Annotated in this window: 13 protein-coding genes; all 13 read left to right on the top strand. The window is 70.0% G+C overall.

Annotated elements, in window-relative coordinates; translation table 11 throughout:
* Nucleotides 1–554: 554 nt before the first annotated feature.
* The 13 genes from ABT294_RS33270 (at nucleotide 555) to ABT294_RS33210 (ending at nucleotide 16,710) form a co-directional block, all read left to right on the top strand.
* Entirely contained in the window at nucleotides 555–1,844 is a 1,290-nt protein-coding gene (locus ABT294_RS33270; RefSeq protein WP_350810274.1) for a bifunctional folylpolyglutamate synthase/dihydrofolate synthase, read from the top strand.
* Entirely contained in the window at nucleotides 1,841–2,185 is a 345-nt protein-coding gene (locus tag ABT294_RS33265) for a DUF4233 domain-containing protein (RefSeq protein ID WP_350810272.1), read from the top strand. The genes ABT294_RS33270 and ABT294_RS33265 overlap by 4 nt, the downstream gene beginning before the upstream one ends.
* An 11-nt stretch (nucleotides 2,186–2,196) precedes the next feature.
* Nucleotides 2,197–3,777 (top strand): hypothetical protein, encoded by a 1,581-nt coding sequence (locus ABT294_RS33260; protein ID WP_350810271.1) that lies wholly within the window; start codon nucleotides 2,197–2,199, stop codon nucleotides 3,775–3,777.
* Between the two features lie 99 nt (nucleotides 3,778–3,876).
* Nucleotides 3,877–4,287, top strand: coding sequence for a nucleoside-diphosphate kinase (gene ndk / locus ABT294_RS33255; RefSeq protein WP_350810270.1), 411 nt, complete (start codon nucleotides 3,877–3,879; stop codon nucleotides 4,285–4,287).
* A gap of 528 nt (nucleotides 4,288–4,815) precedes the next feature.
* The gene (locus ABT294_RS33250) at nucleotides 4,816–5,847 is read left to right on the top strand and encodes a rod shape-determining protein (RefSeq protein ID WP_350810269.1); all 1,032 of its coding nucleotides are present in this window, start codon (nucleotides 4,816–4,818) and stop codon (nucleotides 5,845–5,847) included.
* Nucleotides 5,847–6,725 (top strand): rod shape-determining protein MreC, encoded by an 879-nt coding sequence (gene mreC, locus ABT294_RS33245; RefSeq protein ID WP_350810268.1) that lies wholly within the window; start codon nucleotides 5,847–5,849, stop codon nucleotides 6,723–6,725. Before ABT294_RS33250 ends, mreC begins: the two co-directional genes overlap by 1 nt.
* Nucleotides 6,725–7,186: a rod shape-determining protein MreD gene (gene mreD / locus ABT294_RS33240; protein WP_350810267.1), complete on the top strand. Its 462-nt coding sequence runs from the start codon at nucleotides 6,725–6,727 to the stop codon at nucleotides 7,184–7,186. The genes mreC and mreD overlap by 1 nt, the downstream gene beginning before the upstream one ends.
* 5 nt (nucleotides 7,187–7,191) lie before the next feature.
* The gene (gene mrdA / locus ABT294_RS33235; protein WP_350810273.1) at nucleotides 7,192–9,228 is read left to right on the top strand and encodes a penicillin-binding protein 2; all 2,037 of its coding nucleotides are present in this window, start codon (nucleotides 7,192–7,194) and stop codon (nucleotides 9,226–9,228) included.
* The gene (gene rodA, locus ABT294_RS33230) at nucleotides 9,225–10,391 is read left to right on the top strand and encodes a rod shape-determining protein RodA (protein ID WP_350810266.1); all 1,167 of its coding nucleotides are present in this window, start codon (nucleotides 9,225–9,227) and stop codon (nucleotides 10,389–10,391) included. The genes mrdA and rodA overlap by 4 nt, the downstream gene beginning before the upstream one ends.
* A gap of 4 nt (nucleotides 10,392–10,395) precedes the next feature.
* Nucleotides 10,396–10,575, top strand: a complete 180-nt coding sequence (locus ABT294_RS33225) for a hypothetical protein (protein ID WP_350810265.1) — start codon at nucleotides 10,396–10,398, stop codon at nucleotides 10,573–10,575.
* 20 nt (nucleotides 10,576–10,595) lie between these two features.
* Entirely contained in the window at nucleotides 10,596–12,506 is a 1,911-nt protein-coding gene (locus tag ABT294_RS33220; protein ID WP_350810264.1) for a TIGR03960 family B12-binding radical SAM protein, read from the top strand.
* Nucleotides 12,507–12,655: 149 nt separating this feature from the next.
* Complete coding sequence (locus ABT294_RS33215; RefSeq protein WP_350810263.1) at nucleotides 12,656–13,423, top strand: TIGR03936 family radical SAM-associated protein; 768 nt, start codon at nucleotides 12,656–12,658, stop codon at nucleotides 13,421–13,423.
* 143 nt (nucleotides 13,424–13,566) lie between these two features.
* Nucleotides 13,567–16,710, top strand: coding sequence for an Rne/Rng family ribonuclease (locus ABT294_RS33210; RefSeq protein WP_350810262.1), 3,144 nt, complete (start codon nucleotides 13,567–13,569; stop codon nucleotides 16,708–16,710).
* Nucleotides 16,711–16,839: the final 129 nt, after the last annotated feature.

Raw genomic sequence — 16,839 nt, 5'->3', positions numbered from 1 at the left:
TGCCGGTTCTTTCCGGTGGTCTTCTCTGGTTGTTCTTTCTGGTGGTGGAAGCCCTCTTGTCTTTGTGTGGTTTCCGCTTGCTGTAGGTGTTGATCGGGGGTTCGTCTTCTGCGGGTGTGGAGAGGGCGGGGCCCGCTTGCGGGTGGCCTCAGCGTTGAAACGGATTCCTTTTCTCTTTGGTGTTCAGGGTGGCTCTGCTTGTGGGCCCTCCTCTCTTTGACACGCGTGGGGAGGGATCGGCTCGTCGGCTTCGGCGGCTCCTTCGGGGTGCCTGAGGCCGGGAGTCACTTGCCGGCTCTCTGGCTGGCTCTTTGGCGTGGCGGATTGGGGGGCCGTTCGATGGTTTCTGGGATCTTTTGGGTGGGTTTGAGGGTCGTATACGGGGACTGGAGTCCTTCTCTCGCCTTCTTTGTCGCTGGTGTGGGGGTGCGGAGGCTGTCGGTGGGACGCGGAGGTTGCGTCCTGGTGTGAAATCGGTTCGCCCGGCGCGGTGGAGCGGTCCGTGCGGTCAGTAGGGTTAAGGGGTGGACTATCGTGCGGTTGAACGCGCGATCATGGATCGTGGCGTCGAGTGGGATTTCGAACCGACGCTCGACAGGATCGCGGCCCTCATGGACGTGCTCGGCTCGCCGCAGCAGGCGTACCCGGTCATTCACATCGCGGGCACGAACGGCAAGACGAGTACGGCGCGGCTGACCGAGGCCCTGCTCAAGGAGCGGAACCTGCGTGTGGGGCGCTTCACCAGCCCTCACCTGGTGTCGGTTCGTGAGCGCATCACGGTCGACGGCGAGCCGTTGAGCGAGGAGCGCTTCGCCCAGGCGTACGAGGAGATCGCGCCCTACGTCGATCTGGTCGACACGCAGGGGCGGCGTATCCAGTTCTTCGAGCTGCTCACGGCCATGGCGTTCGCGGTGTTCGCCGACACTCCGGTGGACGTCGCGGTCATCGAGGCGGGCATGGGCGGCTCGTGGGACGCCACCAACGTGGCCGACGGTGCCGTCGCGGTCGTCACTCCGATCTCTCTGGATCACACCGACCGCCTCGGGCCCGACATCCCGAGCATCGCCGGTGAGAAGGCGGGCATCATCAAGCCCGGCGCCACCGCCATCCTCTCCCAGCAGGAGCTGGAGGCGGCGGAGGTGCTGATGCGGCGGGCCGCCGACGTCGGGGCGGTCGTCGCCCGCGAGGGCCTGGAGTTCGGCGTGCTCAACCGCGAGGTCGCGATGGGCGGTCAGCTGCTCAGCCTGCGCGGGCTCAAGGGCGTCTACGAGGACGTCTACCTCCCGCTCTACGGCGCCCACCAGGCGAGCAACGCGGTGACCGCGCTGGCCGCCGTCGAGGCGCTGACGGGCGGTGACGACCCGCTCGACGTGGAGCTGGTGCGGCAGGCGTTCGCGCAGGCGTCCTCGCCGGGGCGGCTGGAGGTCGTCCGGCGGACCCCGACGGTCGTGATCGACGCCGCGCACAATCCCGGGGGGATGCAGGCCACGCTGGAGGGCATGCACGAGGCGTTCGACTTCGCCAAGGTCGTCGGCGTGGTCGCGGTGATGCGCGACAAGGACGTCGACGCGCTGCTGGAGCTGCTCGAACCGATCGTGGACGAGATCGTCGTCACCCGGAACTCCTCACCCCGGTCGATGTCGCCGGAGGACCTGGCGGCGCTGGCCGTTCCCCTCTTCGGAGAGGACCGTGTGCACGTCGTCGAGAGGCTGGACGAGGCGCTCGACAGGGGCATCGGGATCGCCGACGCGGAGGGTGAGTTCAGCGGCACGGGCGTGCTGATCACGGGCTCGGTGGTGACGGCGGGAGACGCGCGTCATCTGCTCAGGGCGGAGGGGACATGATGAGCTTCGAGGTCACTCCGGGGATGCGGCGGCTCGGCGCGAGCGTGCTGGGCATGGAGGCGATCGTCGCGGGGCTCATCACACCGGTGGCCATCATGGTCGACGGTGTCCGGCCGGCGCTGGCGGTGACCGCGGGCATCGGGCTGGCCGTGCTGTGCGTGATCTCCGCAGGGCTGCTGAAGTGGCCTTTCGGATACATCGCAGGCAGTGTGGTGCAGGTTCTTGCGGTCTGCACCGGATTTCTGGTTCCGACCATGTTCTTCCTCGGAGGGATCTTCACGGCGCTGTGGATCACGGCGATATTCGTCGCTCGCCGTGTCGAGGGCGTGACTTCCCGCTAAAGTCGGGCACCATGGCCGTCCCCCTAATCCAGCCAGTCCAGCGGCTCCAGCGCGCGAGGTTCCCGGGGCTGCTCGATGTCGTGCTCGGGCTGCTCGTCGTCGTCGCGCTCCCGCTGGCGATCGTCGCCATCCCCAACACCGTCTCCGTCGTCGCCGAGCTGCTGCCGGGCGACATCGACCGGGTCGGGCTGATGCGGGCGCACGGGCTCGCGCTCCCGGCGATGATGCTGACCGTGCCGCTCGCGGCAGTGGCTCTGCGGCGGCTGAGGCCGGCGCACGTGCTGGTGGGCGGGCTCGTGGTGCTCGCGCTGGCCGACGCCGCCGGGGGCTATGCGGGTTCGGCGTCGCTGGTCGGGGTGCTGCGGGTGCTGCACGGCATCGGGGCGGGCCTGCTCGTCCCGGCCACGCTGGTGGCGGTCTGGGAACGGTCCGCGGTGCTGCGTGGCCTGTGGGTCGGGATGCTCGCGCTGAGCCTGCTGAGCGCGCAGGCGCTGGCGTTGTGGCCGCTCGACGGGATACGCAGGTGGCAGGTCACGCTGCAGCCGTACCCGTTGGTGACCGGCATCGCGCTGGCGCTGGCGGCCGTCTACCTGCTGGTCTGGATGCTGGAGGGGCAGCCGTCGACGCCGAGCGGCACGGCCAGGGAACGTGGTCGCCTGCTGCTCGCGACGGTTCCCGCGGCGGGCATCGCGGTGGTGGCCCTCAGCACGGCCAGCGAGGACTGGACCGCCAGCCTGGTGATCCTGCTGGCGGTGCTGGCGATCGTGGCGCTGCTCGCGCTCGCCTCCATCGGCAGCCGCGAAGGGCGCACGCTGTCCTACGCGATGATCGCGGTGGGCGTCGTGCTGCTGCCCAGCGTCGCCCAGGTGACGTATGTGGAACTGGGCGGTCTCGGCGGGCCGGGGCTGAAGGGGCTGTGGGTGCCGTTCGTCGTGGCAGGCGTGCTCGCGCTGGTCGCGGCCGTGCTGGTGCGGGTGTTCGCGGCCGACTCGTCCAGGTGGCTCACGCCGTTGGGGTTGCTGGCGATGGTGGTCGGGCTGTGCTCGGTCCGGGTCGTGGTGCCGGCCGCGGAAGGGCTGGTGCTGATGGTGCCGTTCACGCTGCTGGCCGTGGGCGCGGCGGTGGCGCTCACCGCGGCGCTGAGCCACGTGGGCGTCGGCGCGACGCTGTTCGGCCTGGCGCTGTGCTTCCCTGGTGTGCTCGCGGGCTACCTACTCGGAACCGGGGTGCAGGTGATGATGTTGCGCGGCGTCGGTTCCGCGCAGCAACTGGTCGACAAGTTCGTCGGGGCGTTGCACCTGTGGTCGCTGATCGGCGGGTTCCTGGTGGTGGCGGTGATCGTCCTGTCCGCGTTGCTGGCCAGGCGGTCCTCGGCGGCCTCCGTCGAGGTGCAGGAGCCAGACCGGCCGGAACCCGCCCACGCCTACGCGCACGCGCCTGCGGCGGTCGCCGGGGCGGAGCCGTCCCCGCTGCCGGAGGGCGAGCCCGCGGAGATTCCCGAGCAGGGAAAGCCCGCAAAAGAGGAGGAAGGGGACGACGCCGATCTGATCCCTCCCGTCCCGCCTCCAGCGCAGTCCCCTGAAGGCTCGTAGCAAACGGTCCCATGGCGGCGGGACGGTAGGCTAAGCCCAGCCGCGACCATGCGCGGCGCGATCCCACAGCCACCAGACCTGTTCGAAGGAGAACCTCTCGTGTCCGAGCGCACTCTTGTCCTGATCAAGCCCGACGGGGTGAAGCGTGGCCTCATCGGTGACGTGATCGCCCGCGTGGAGCGCAAAGGCCTCAAGGTCGTGGCGATGGATCTGCGCACCCTCGACGTCGACACCGCGAAGGCGCACTACGCCGAGCACGCCGAGCGTCCGTTCTTCGGCGAGCTGGTCGAGTTCATCACCTCCGGGCCGCTGGTCGCCCTCGTGCTCGAGGGCCCGCGCGCGGTGGAGGCGTTCCGCGCCCTCGCCGGCCTCACCGACCCGGTCAAGTCCGCTCCGGGGACGATTCGCGGTGACCACGCGCTGGAGATCGGTGAGAACGTCGTCCACGGTTCCGACTCGCCCGAGTCGGCGGCTCGGGAGATCAAGATCTTCTTCCCCGACCGTTTCTGACCTCTTCTGAGCTGGGCTCGATCGGCCCAGCCCGCTCCCGGTGCCCGCCAGCCGCTGCTGGTGGGCACCGGTCGTTTCTGGGGACGACCTTCTTTCTGGGGGCGCCGGCGGCCAGGCAGGGGCACCGGCGCGGAGCGTCCGGGAGGCATGGGGGCCAACCGTGGGGCTGGGAGCGTCTGTGGGGGCCTCAGCACGCGAGCAGCGGTGTTGGTGAGCCCGATGGCGCCGGTGCGGTGTTCGGAGGCGTTGTGTGTCGCTGAGCGGTTCTGTATGAGTCTGCGGGACGACCCGCCGGCACGTCGGCGCCGGTGGTTCTGAGGGGTTTGTGGCGGCTGGAGAGATGGGTGGAGTATCCAGCGGCGGTGGGGACGGTATGCAGGTATGGGTGGTAAAGGGTGACTTTGAGGAGGGGGTGAAGAATTTTGGGGGGCGCAGGGGCTCATTGCGGGCACCGGTGGGTACGTCACGTTACGATTCGAATTCGATCCGTAGTCATCGCGAACGACGTTACGGAAGGCTCCGTTCCCCATGGGCAGCAAGCTCGCGTTTCTCGGCCGTGACATGGCGGTCGATCTCGGCACCGCCAACACGCTCGTGTACGTGCGGGGCCGCGGCATCGTGCTGAACGAGCCGTCAGTCGTTGCCATCAACACCACCACGGGGAAGATCGTGGCGGTCGGCATCGAGGCGAAGCGGATGATCGGCCGGACGCCCGGCAACATCGTCGCCGTGCGGCCGCTCAAGGATGGTGTGATCGCCGATTTCGACGTAACCGAGCGGATGCTGCGATATTTCATCCAAAGGGTGCACAAAAGACGGCATTTTGCTAAGCCGCGCATCATCATCGCCGTGCCCAGCGGCATCACCGGGGTCGAGCAGCGGGCGGTGAAGGAGGCCGGTTACCAGGCCGGCGCGCGCAAGGTCTACATCGTCGAGGAGCCCATGGCGGCCGCCATCGGCGCCGGGCTGCCCGTGCACGAGCCGACCGGGAACATGGTGGTCGACATCGGCGGTGGCACCACCGAGGTGGCCATCATCTCGATGGGCGGCGTGGTCACCAGCCAGTCGATCAGGGTCGGCGGCGACGAGCTCGACCAGGCGGTGATCACCTTCGCGAAGAAGGAGTTCTCGCTGATGCTGGGCGAGCGCACCGCGGAGGAGATCAAGATCTCGATCGGCTCCGCCTGCCCGGGAACCGAGGAGTCGCACGCCGAGGTGCGCGGACGCGACCTCGTCAGCGGGTTGCCGAAGACGATCGTGGTGTCGGGCGAGGAGATCCGCAAGGCCATCGAGGAGCCGGTCAACTCGATCGTCGACGCGGTCAAGACCACGCTCGACAAGTGCCCGCCGGAGCTGTCCGGCGACCTGATGGACCGTGGCATCGCCCTGACCGGCGGTGGCGCGCTGCTCAAGGGCATGGACGAGCGGGTCAAGGCGGAGACGGGCATGCCCGTCCATCTGGTGGAGAACGCCCTTGACTCGGTCGCGCTCGGCTCTGGCAGGTGCGTCGAGGAGTTCGAGGCGTTGCAGCAGGTTCTGGTGCCGGAGTCGCGACGCTGATGCGAGACTCGCGCCGCGCCCGGCTGATCCTCGGAACGCTGCTGACGGCGGCGCTGGTCACTTTGACCGTTGATCACCGTTCCGGTGCGGGCTCCCCGCTCGCCTCGCTGCGCGGGGCGGGTTCATGGCTCTTCGGCGGGGTGGAGCAGTTCGCCGGTGCCACGTTGCGCCCGATCGGCAGCTTCGTCCACGCGGTGGTCGCGGCCCCCAGCGCCCAGGGCGAGATCGACCGGCTCAAGGCGGACAACACCAGGCTGCGCGCGAGCCTGGCGGCGAACCGGCTCGACCAGGTCAGGTCCGTGGAGCTGCGGCGGATGCTGGGCCTGGCGGGGCTCGGCGGCTACCGGGTCGTGCCCGCCAACGTGGTCGCCAGGCGCGGCCAGCCGGGCTTCGAGGACGCCGTCGAGCTCGACGTCGGCACCGCTGACGGCGTCCACCCGGAGATGACGGTGCTGAACGGCGAGGGGCTGATCGGACGGGTCGTCCAGGCGACGGCGAGCAGTTCCACCGTGGTGCTGCTGAGCGACCCCGGCTCGGCCGCCGGCGCCAGGCTGGAGGGCGGCCAGGAGATCGGGGTCGTGCACGGGGTGGGGGAGAACGGGCGAGTCATCCAGTTCAAGCTGCTCGACTCGACCGCGCCGCTCGCCCGCGGCGGGCGCATCGTCAGCTTCGGCTCGCAGAACGGCAGGCCGTACGTGCCGGGGGTGCCGATCGGGGTGATCGAACGGGTGGAGGCGACGCCGGGCGAGCTGACCCGCATCGCCTACGCCAGGCCCTACGCGGATCTGATGGCACTCGACGTGGTGGGGGTGGTGGTGGAGGGGCCCAAGCGCGACCCGCGCGACTCGGTGCTGCCGGCGAAGGAGGGAGCGCGCTGATGCCCGCCTTGTTCGTGGTGGCGGCGGTGCTGGTGCAGGTGATGCTGGTGAACCGGGTGCCGCTGCCCGCGGGCGGCGCGCCCGATCTGGTGCTGCTCGCCGTGGTGGGAATCGCGCAGGCGCGCGGGGCCGCCGCCGGGGCGCTGATCGGGTTCTGCGCCGGGTTGCTGGTGGACGTCGTACCGCCGACCGCGCACCTCGTGGGGCAGTACGCGTTCGTGCTGGCCCTGGTGGGTTACGTGGCGGGGCGGGGGTTGGGCGGCCCGGTCACCACCGTCGTGCTCTGCGTGCTGGCCGCGCCGCTGGTGGCCGCGGCGATGGGCGGGCTGATCTCAGATCCGCGGGTGACGGCGTCCACGCTGACCGCGCAGGTGCCGCTCACGATCGTCTACACGCTGGTGGTGGCCCCGTTCGTGATCTGGCTGGTCACCCGTCGATGGCTGGCGAGGTACGGGACGTGAACAGGATGCATGCCCGGTTGCTCGTGCTGCACGTGCTGGTGCTGACCCTGCTCGCCGTGCTGGCCGTGCGGCTCTACCAGGTGCAGGTCGTACGCGGCCAGGAGTTCGTCACCAGGGCGGCCGAGACCAGGACCAGGACCGTGATGGTGCCAGCCGTGCGAGGGCAGATCCTCGACGCCGCGGGCCGCCCGCTGGTGCGCAACCACACCGCGCTGGTCGTCTCGGTCGACAGGATCGGGCTGATCAGGATGCCCGACGGCGGGTTGAGCGTGCTGAAGAAGCTGGGCGCCGTCCTCGACAAGCCGGTCAAGCTGCTGCAGAAGCGGATCACGCCGTGCGGCCCCGGCGTGGGCAAGCCGTGCTGGACCGGCTCGCCGTACCAGCCGATCCCGATCGACGACAAGGTCAACACCCGCGAGGCGCTGCAGATCCTGGAGCGGCAGGAGGAGTTCCCCGGCATCACGGCCGAGGTGCACTCCGTCAGGCAGTACCCGGGGGGCGAGGCCGGCGCGCAGATGCTCGGCTACCTACAGCCGGTCACCCAGGCCGAGCTGGAGAAGCGTGAGGGGCTCAAGGCCGTCTTCTCCGGCGTGGACCTGGTCGGACGCGACGGCCTCGAGTACGTCTACGACGACGTCCTGCGCGGCAAGCCGGGGTTGCGCCGCGTGCAGGTCGACCGGATGGGCAAGGCCCTCGGGGTGGAGCAGGAGGTGCCGCCCGTCAGCGGCGACACGCTGGTCACCAGCATCGACTCGCGCGTGCAGGCCGTGGTCGAGGAGGCGTTGCAGCACGCGATGAAGAACGCGCCGAAGGCCGACGGCGCCGCCGGAGTGGTGCTCGACCCGCGAACGGGCCGGGTGATCGCGCTGGCCAGCGCCCCCGGCTACGACCCGGCGGTCTGGGCGGGCGGCATCTCGGCGAGCGGGTACCAGCGGCTGCTGTCGGACGCCACCGGCAAGCCGCTGGTGTCACGGGCGCTCAACGGGCAGTTCGCCCCCGGCTCGACCTTCAAGGTGTCGTCGGTGACGGCCATGCTGCGGGCCGGGTACCCGCTGAAAGGCACCTACGACTGCCCCGGCTCGTTCATGGTGGGTGACCGGCCGTTCAACAACTTCCACGGCATCGGCCTGGGCCCGATGAACCTGCACACCGCGCTGGTCAAGTCCTGCGACACGATCTTCTACAGGTCCGGTTACGAGCAGTGGCTCAAGGACGGCGGGCTGCATCCCAGCAAGCCGCCGAAGGAGGTCTTCGCGAACACGGCCAGGGCGTTCGGGTTCGGCAAGCGCACCGGGATCGACCTGCCGGGCGAGTCCTCCGGCCGCATCCCCGACCGGGCCTGGAAGAAGGCGATGTGGACGCAGACCAGCGGCACCGCCTGCAAGCGCGCGAAGACCGGCTACCCGGAGGTGGCCGACAAGGCGCGCGCCGACTTCCTCAAGCGGCTGGCCAACGAGAACTGCCTGGAGGGCTTCCTGCTGCGGGCCGGTGACTCGGCCAACTTCTCCATTGGGCAGGGCGACGTCCTGGTGACGCCGCTCCAGCTGGCCCGCGCGTACGCGGCGCTGGTCAGCGACGGCAAGCTGCGCAGCCCGCGCATCGGCTGGGCGACTGTGCGGCCCGACGGCAAGCTGGTCAAGCGCATCCCGGTTCCGGTGGTCGGCAAGCTGCCGCTCAGCGAGAAGGAGCGCCTCTACATCAAGGACGCGCTCAGCCAGGTCCCCTCCGACGGCACCGCGGCCGGTGCGTTCACCGGCTGGCCGATGGACAAGATCCGCATCGGCGGCAAGACCGGTACCGCGGAGGTATGGGGCAAGGAGGACACGTCCTGGTTCGCCTCGTTCGCGCCCACGCAGCACCCTCGCTTCGTCGTGGTCGTCATGGTCTCGCAGGGTGGCATGGGCGCCTCGACCGCCGCGCCCGCCGCCCGCGAGATCTACGAGGGCATCTTCGGCATCAAACGCCCGCCCGCGCTGCCGCACGGCCGCACGGCCAGCGTGCTGCCGCGCTTCGCGCCCGACGGGACGGTGGAAGGGGAATGACCGACCGTTCCGTGGTGGTGAGGCGGCGCTCGTTCGCCCGGAGGGCCGTGGGCGCGGAGTCGGCGGTGTGGCGGCTCGACGGGGTGATGCTGGTCGCGGTCGCCGCCCTCTGCGTGATCGGCACGTTGCTGGTGTGGTCCTCCACCAGGACGTGGGCGCCCGGGTCCACCGGGCTGGTCAAGAAGCACGTGCTCAACGAGGTCATCGGGGTGGTGCTGTTCGCCGTGGTGGCGATGGTGGACCATCGGGCGATGCGGGCGTATGCGGCGCTGGTGTTCCTGGTCTCGCTGGTCGGTCTGGGTCTGGTGATCACGCCGTTGGGCGCGACGATCAACGGGTCGCACTCGTGGATCCTGCTCGGCGGCGGCTTCGCCGTGCAGCCGTCGGAGTTCGCCAAGGTCGGGCTGCTGCTGATCATCGCGATGCTGCTCGCGCAGCCCGCCGAGGGCAGTGACAGGCCGCGCGGGCTGGACGTCTGGCTGGCGCTGTTCGCCGCGCTGGTGACGATGGGGCTGGTGATGCTCCAGCCCGACCTCGGCACCACGCTGGTGCTGGCCGTGATCACGGCGTCCGGGCTGGTGATCGCCGGGGTGCGCAAGCGGTGGATCATGCTGCTGACGCTGATGGCCGCCGCCGGGGTGTTCTGCGTGTTCTTCTTCCAGATGCTGGAGCCGTACCAGGTGGCGCGGTTCACCGCGTTCGTCGATCCGGGCGTGGATCCGCGCGGGGTGGGCTACAACAGCACGCAGGCGCTGATCGCGATCGGCTCCGGGCAACTGTTCGGCAAGGGGCTGCTCGACGGCGGGCAGACGACCGGAAGGTTCGTGCCCGAGCAGCACACCGACTTCATCTTCACGGTGGCGGGGGAGGAGTTCGGCTTTCTCGGCTCCGTGACCGTCGTGCTGCTGCTCGGCGTGGTGCTGCTGCGCGGGCTGAAGATCGGCAGGCTCTGCGACGACAGGTTCGGGACGCTGGTCGCGGGCATGATCGTGTGCTGGCTGGCGTTCCAGACGTTCGTCAACATCGGGATGACGATCGGGATCATGCCGATCACCGGGCTGCCGCTGCCGTTCGTGTCCTACGGAGGAACCGCCACGTTCGCGAATCTGATGGCGATCGGCCTGCTCCAGGCGATAAGGATCAGGCAACAGACGTTTAATTAGGGGTATGTTCCTGGTTTACTGCGACGAGTGCGAGGAGCGCTTCCTGCTGCCCGCCAGTCACGTCACCGCCGTCCACAACCTCGCCAGCGGCGTCATCGCCGTCGAGCTGATCTGCTACGAGGGCCATCACATCGTCGTGCTCAGCGGCAACGACATCGACATCCCCGGACCAGCCACGGTCTGAGCGCCGCTACGCTGGGTGCCATGCCTGTCGAGTCGATTTTTCCTCGCCTGGAAGCGCTGCTGCCCAAGGTGCAGAAGCCGATCCAGTACGTCGGGGGTGAGCTCAACTCGACCGTCAAGGACTGGGACTCCGCCGACGTGCGCTGGGCGCTGATGTACCCCGACGCGTACGAGGTCGGGCTGCCCAACCAGGGCGTCGCGATCCTGTACGAGATCCTCAACGAGCTGCCCGCGACGCTGGCCGAGCGCACCTACGCGGTCTGGCCCGACCTCGAGGCGCTGATGCGCGCCGAGGGTGTGCCGCAGTTCACCGTCGACGGGCACCGCCCCGTGCGGGCCTTCGACGTCCTCGGCGTGTCCTTCTCCACGGAACTGGGCTACACGAACCTGCTGACCGCGCTCGATCTGGCGGGCATTCCGCTGATGGCCGCCGAGCGGGGCGACGACGACCCGATCGTGCTGGCCGGCGGCCATGCGGCGTTCAACCCGGAGCCGATCGCCGACTTCCTCGACGCGGCCGTCCTGGGCGACGGCGAGCAGATCTCGATCGCCATCTCCGAGGTCGTCCGTGAGTGGAAGGCCGAGGGCAGGCCGGGCGGGCGCGACGAGCTGCTGATGCGGCTGGCCGAGTCCGGCGGCGTCTACGTGCCGAAGTTCTACGACGTGGAGTACCACCCCGACGGGCGCATCAAGCGGGTCGCGCCCAACACGCCCGGCGTGCCGTGGCGGGTGCACAAGCACACGGTGATGGATCTCGATGAGTGGCCGTACCCGAAGAAGCCGCTGGTGCCGCTGGCCGAGACGGTCCATGAGCGGTTCAGCGTGGAGATCTTCCGCGGCTGCACGCGTGGCTGCCGGTTCTGCCAGGCGGGCATGATCACCCGTCCGGTGCGCGAGCGGTCGATCACCACGATCGGCGCGATGGTCGAGAACGGCATCAAGGAGTCGGGCTTCAACGAGGTCGGGCTGCTGTCGCTGTCGTCCGCCGACCACTCCGAGATCGGCGAGGTCGCCAAGGGCCTGGCCGACCGGTACGAGGGTACGAACACCTCGCTGTCGCTGCCCTCCACCAGGGTCGACGCGTTCAACATCGACCTGGCCAACGAGTTCTCCAGGAACGGCCGTCGCTCCGGCCTGACCTTCGCTCCTGAAGGCGGCTCTGAGCGGATGCGCAAGGTGATCAACAAGATGGTCACCGAAGAGGACCTCATCCGCACCGTCAGCACCGCCTACTCGCAGGGCTGGCGGCAGGTCAAGCTGTACTTCATGTGCGGGCTGCCCACCGAGACCGACGAGGACGTCCTGGGCATCGCCGACCTGGCCAGGAAGGTCATCAAGGCGGGCCGCGAGAGCACCGGCTCGCGCGACATCCGCTGCACGGTCTCCATCGGCGGTTTCGTACCAAAGCCGCACACCCCGTTCCAGTGGGCCGGCCAGGCCGACCACGAGACCGTCGACCGGCGGCTCAAGGCGCTGCGCGACTCGCTCAGGGGCGACAAGGTGTACGGCAGGGCTGTCGGATTCCGCTATCACGACGGCAAGCCGTCCATCGTGGAGGGGCTGCTCTCGCGCGGCGACCGCCGGGTCGGCGCCGTCATCCGCGCGGTCTGGGAAGACGGCGGGCGCTTCGACGGCTGGAGCGAGCATTTCTCCTACGAGCGGTGGATGGCCTCGGCCGAGAAGGCAGGCGTCGACGTCGACTGGTACACCGTGCGTGAGCGGGCCGAGAACGAGGTCCTGCCGTGGGACCATCTCGACGCCGGGCTCGACCGGGAGTGGCTCTGGCAGGACTGGCAGGAGGCCGTCTCCGGCGGCGAGGTCGAGGACTGCCGCTGGACCCCCTGCTACGACTGCGGCGTTTGCCCCACTATGGGAACGGAAATCCAGATCGGCCCGACGGGCAGGAAACTCCTTCCCCTTACGGTGGTTTAGCGGCGCTCAGTGGCCGGGCGGTACCTCGCCGTACATGATCGTGAGCGGTTCACGCGTCAGGGCGGCTTATCCTGGGGTAAGGAACTCTGACACGGGAAGGACGACAAGCTCTGAAACCTGTTCCGGAAGGGCCTCCGCCAGCGCCAACGGTGCAGCGCCTGCGCGTGCGCTACACCAAGCGTGGCCGTCTGCGCTTCACCAGCCACCGCGACATCTCGCGGGCCGTCGAGAGGGCGGTTCGCCGTGCCGGTATTCCGGTGGCGTACAGCGCGGGCTTCTCGCCCCACCCGAAGATCTCCTACGCGGGAGCGGCGCCGACCGGTGTCGCCAGCGAGGCCGAATACCTTGAGATCGGCGTCACCACGCCATGCGACCCCGAGCGCATCCGCGATGACCTCGACGGCTCTCTGCCGCCGGGCCTCGATGTGATCGACGTCGTCGAGGCGGGCGCCGGAGGGCTGGCCGACCGCTTGGAGGCCTCCGAATGGGAGGTGCGGCTGCCCGGCGCCGACCGTGAGCCGGCCGAGGTGGCGGTGGAGAAGTTCCTCGCCGCCGGTGCGGTGGAGGTCGAGCGTCTCACCAAGAAGGGGCCCCGGCGCTTCGACGCCCGGGAGGCCGTGCTGGTGCTCACGGTGCCCGAGGGAACAGGCAGAACCGCAGCTCAGGTGCCCGGAGAGTCGTGTGTCATACTGCGCATGGTTGTTCGGCACGTGACTCCGGCCGTTCGACCCGACGATGTGCTCACAGGGCTGCGCCTTGTGGCCGACTTCGCGCCGCCGGTTCCCCCCGAGGTGACCAGGCTGGCGCAGGGGCCGCTCGACGCAAGCACCGGTGCGCTTGCCGACCCGTTCGACCTTGACCGCGAGACCACGCGCGGCGGCGAAGCGGGACCGGCGGGTGAGTACGTCGCCGGTTAAGGGAGCGCCTTGCGCGAGCGAGGCTCGACCGCTGACAGGACTTGGCGCCTGCGTCCTTTCACGAGGGCGCGGGCGGACAACGAGACACGAGAGCTCCTGCGCGGCGCGGCGACGCGCCCGGGAGCTGACGGGAGAACGCCCGCATGCTCGAGAACGAGCCCAACGGCGGGGCCAACGGCCCTGACGAGGAAACAACAGAACAGCTCAAGGTGACCAGGCGCCGCCGATCGGCGAGCCGCCCGGCCGGCCCGCCGCCGGATGTGACCGACGAGTCGGCCGCCGCGCCGGTCACCCAGCCCGCGCCCGCCGTCACGGCGGAGAGCCCGGTTGAGACCGCGGCCGCACAGGCCGTGGGCGAGGCCGTCGCCGAAGCCGCCGAGGCGGTCGAGGAGAAGCCCAAGCGGGCCACCAGAACCAGATCTACGGCCACCACGACGCGCCGCCGCACCACCAAGAAGGCCGCCGAATCCGACGGCGAGCAGCCCTCGGCGGAGCCGGCCGCGTTGCCGGCGTCCGACACGCCCGAAACCGCGCACGCGGTCCGCCCTGCCGGAGCGCCCACCGAGGTGGACGAGCCCGTCCAGGGCTCCGCGACTCGTGTGGTGCGTCGTCCTGCGGGTGCGCCTGTTGAGGTGGAGGAGCCTGTTGAGGCTGCTGTGACGCGGGCGGCGGGGGCTCCGTCGGTCGTGGAGGAGCCGGTTCAGAGTTCCGCGACTCGTGTGGTGCGTCGTCCTGCGGGTGCGCCTGCTGAGGTGGAGGAGCCTGTTGAGGCTGCCGTGACGCGGGCGGCCGGGGCTCCGTCGGTCGTGGACGAGCCCGTCCAGGGCGCCGTGACCCGGGCGGTCCGGCGTCCTGCGGGTGCGCCTGCTGAGGTCGAGGAGCCTGTTGAGGCTGCCGTGACGCGGGCGGCCGGGGCTCCGTCGGTCGTGGACGAGCCCGTCCAGGGCACCGCGACCCGGGCGGTCCGGCGTCCCGCTGGCGCGCCCGCCGAGGAGGCCGCGGAAGAGGCCGCGCCGAAGCGTCGCCGTACCAGGAAGAAGGCGGAGCCGGAGGCTGAGGCGCCGGTCGAGGCGGCCGGCCCGGTCGCCGAGGCCGAGGAAGACGAGATCCTGGAGGGTCTGCCCGCGGACGAGCCGCTCGACGACGAGCCCGCCGGGGAGGACCTCGACGAGGAGGTCGACCGGCCGAGCCTGCTGTCCGACCCGTTCGGCTTCACCGGCCGCAGGGACGAGCAGCCGGGCACCGCGTTCCAGCGGCCCGCCGCGATCTTCGCGCCGCTGTTCCAGGCGCCCGACCCCACCCAGGCCAAGCCCGCGCGTCCGGAGTCGCCGCAGCCCGTCGCCGAGCCCGAGGACGAGCCGCTCGACGAGAGCGTCGAGGACGAGGACATCGAGGGCGAGAGCGCCGAGGAGCAGGAGGACGAGGGCGGCGGCCGCCGCCGTCGCCGCCGCCGCGGCGGCAGGGGGCGCGGCAAGGCGCGCGAGCGTGACGAGGCCGACGAGTCCGACGAGTCCGAGGACGAAGGCGACGAGGAGCGGGGCGAGGAGGCCCAGGAAGAGGAGGCGTCCAGCTCGCGCCGCCGTCGCCGGCGTCGCCGCCGCGGTTCCGACGAGGGCGCCGAGCCGTCCAGCGACGACCCGCCGAACACGGTCGTGCGCATCCGCGCGCCCCGCTCCGGCCGCGCGTCCGCGCTCGACACGGCCACCGACGGCGTCCAGAGCGTGCGCGGCTCCACCAGGCTCGAGGCCAAGAAGCAGCGCCGCCGAGAGGGCCGTGAGCTGGGCCGCAGGCGTCCGCCGATCATCACCGAGTCGGAGTTCCTGGCCAGGCGCGAGTCGGTCGACCGGATGATGGTGGTGCGCCGCCAGGGCGACCGCACGCAGATCGCGGTGCTGGAGGACGGCGTCCTCGTCGAGCACTACGTCAACCGCGAGGCCAGCCAGTCCTACGTGGGCAACGTCTACCTCGGCAAGGTGCAGAACGTCCTGCCGTCGATGGAGGCGGCGTTCGTCGACATCGGCAAGGGGCGCAACGCCGTCCTGTACGCCGGTGAGGTGAACTTCGACACGGCGGGGCTGGAAGGGCAGCCGAAGCGCATCGAGTCGGCGCTGAAGTCCGGCCAGTCGGTGCTCGTGCAGGTCACCAAGGACCCGATCGGCCACAAGGGAGCCCGGCTGACCTCGCAGATCAGCCTTCCCGGCCGCTACCTGGTCTACGTGCCCGACGGGTCGATGACCGGCATCAGCCGCAAGCTCCCCGACAAGGAGCGCACCCGGCTCAAGAGCATCCTGAAGAAGGTCATGCCGGAGAACGCCGGCGTGATCGTCCGCACGGCCGCCGAGGGCGCGTCCGAGGACGAGCTGGCCCGCGACGTGGCCCGCCTGTCGGCGCAGTGGGAGAACATCCAGAAGAAGGCCAAGTCGGCCAGCCCGCCCGAGCTGCTCTCGGCCGAGCCCGACCTGACCATCCGCGTGGTGCGCGACGTCTTCAACGAGGACTTCACCTCGCTGGTCGTGCAGGGCGAGGAGGCCTGGGACACGGTCGACGAGTACGTCAAGTACGTCGCGCCGCACCTGGCCGAGCGCCTGTCGCGGTGGGACGGCGACCAGGGCGACGTGTTCGAGCAGTACCGCATCGACGAGCAGCTCGGCAAGGCGATGGAGCGCAAGGTCTGGCTGCCCAGCGGCGGTTCGCTGGTCATCGACCGCACCGAGGCGATGACCGTCGTGGACGTCAACACCGGCAAGTTCACCGGCCAGGGCGGCAACCTCGAGGAGACCGTCACCCGGAACAACCTGGAGGCGGCCGAGGAGATCGTCAGGCAGCTCAGGCTCCGCGACATCGGCGGCATCATCGTCATCGACTTCATCGACATGGTGCTCGAGTCCAACCGCGACCTGGTGCTGCGGCGGCTGCTGGAGTGCCTGGCGCGCGACAGGACCAAGCACCAGGTGGCCGAGGTCACCTCGCTCGGCCTGGTCCAGATGACGCGTAAGCGGGTCGGTCAGGGGCTGCTGGAGGCGTTCTCGACGCCGTGCGAGTGCTGCAACGGGCGCGGCCTGATCGTGCACACCGAGCCGGTCGAGGCCAAGCCGGAGCCGCGCGGCACGCAGGGGAAGATGGCGGTGGAGAAGGCGGTCTCGGAGAAGGTTTCCGCGGCCAAGGACTCCTCAAGCCGTGATACCGTGACCGGTGCGCTTGAAGACGTCCCTGCTGAGGACGACCAGGCCGGCCAGACTTCCGGCAGGGGGCGGCGACGTTCCCGCCGAGCCAGGTCAGCTGAGTAACGGAACGCTGCTCGGCTGACTGTCCGACGATCCGTCCGGTTCGCCTAGGGTGCTGTCAATCCGGTACCCTAGAGAGCCGGTGCGTCAGGTGACGTGCCCTGTTGGCGCGCCCCACTAGGTTCGTTGGTT

It is taken from the genome of Nonomuraea sp. NPDC000554 (genome assembly GCF_040300065.1).
In the GTDB taxonomy this organism is placed as follows: domain Bacteria; phylum Actinomycetota; class Actinomycetes; order Streptosporangiales; family Streptosporangiaceae; genus Nonomuraea.
Note: the sequence above shows the minus strand (reverse complement) of the source record. Positions and strands in the feature narration are given on the sequence as shown.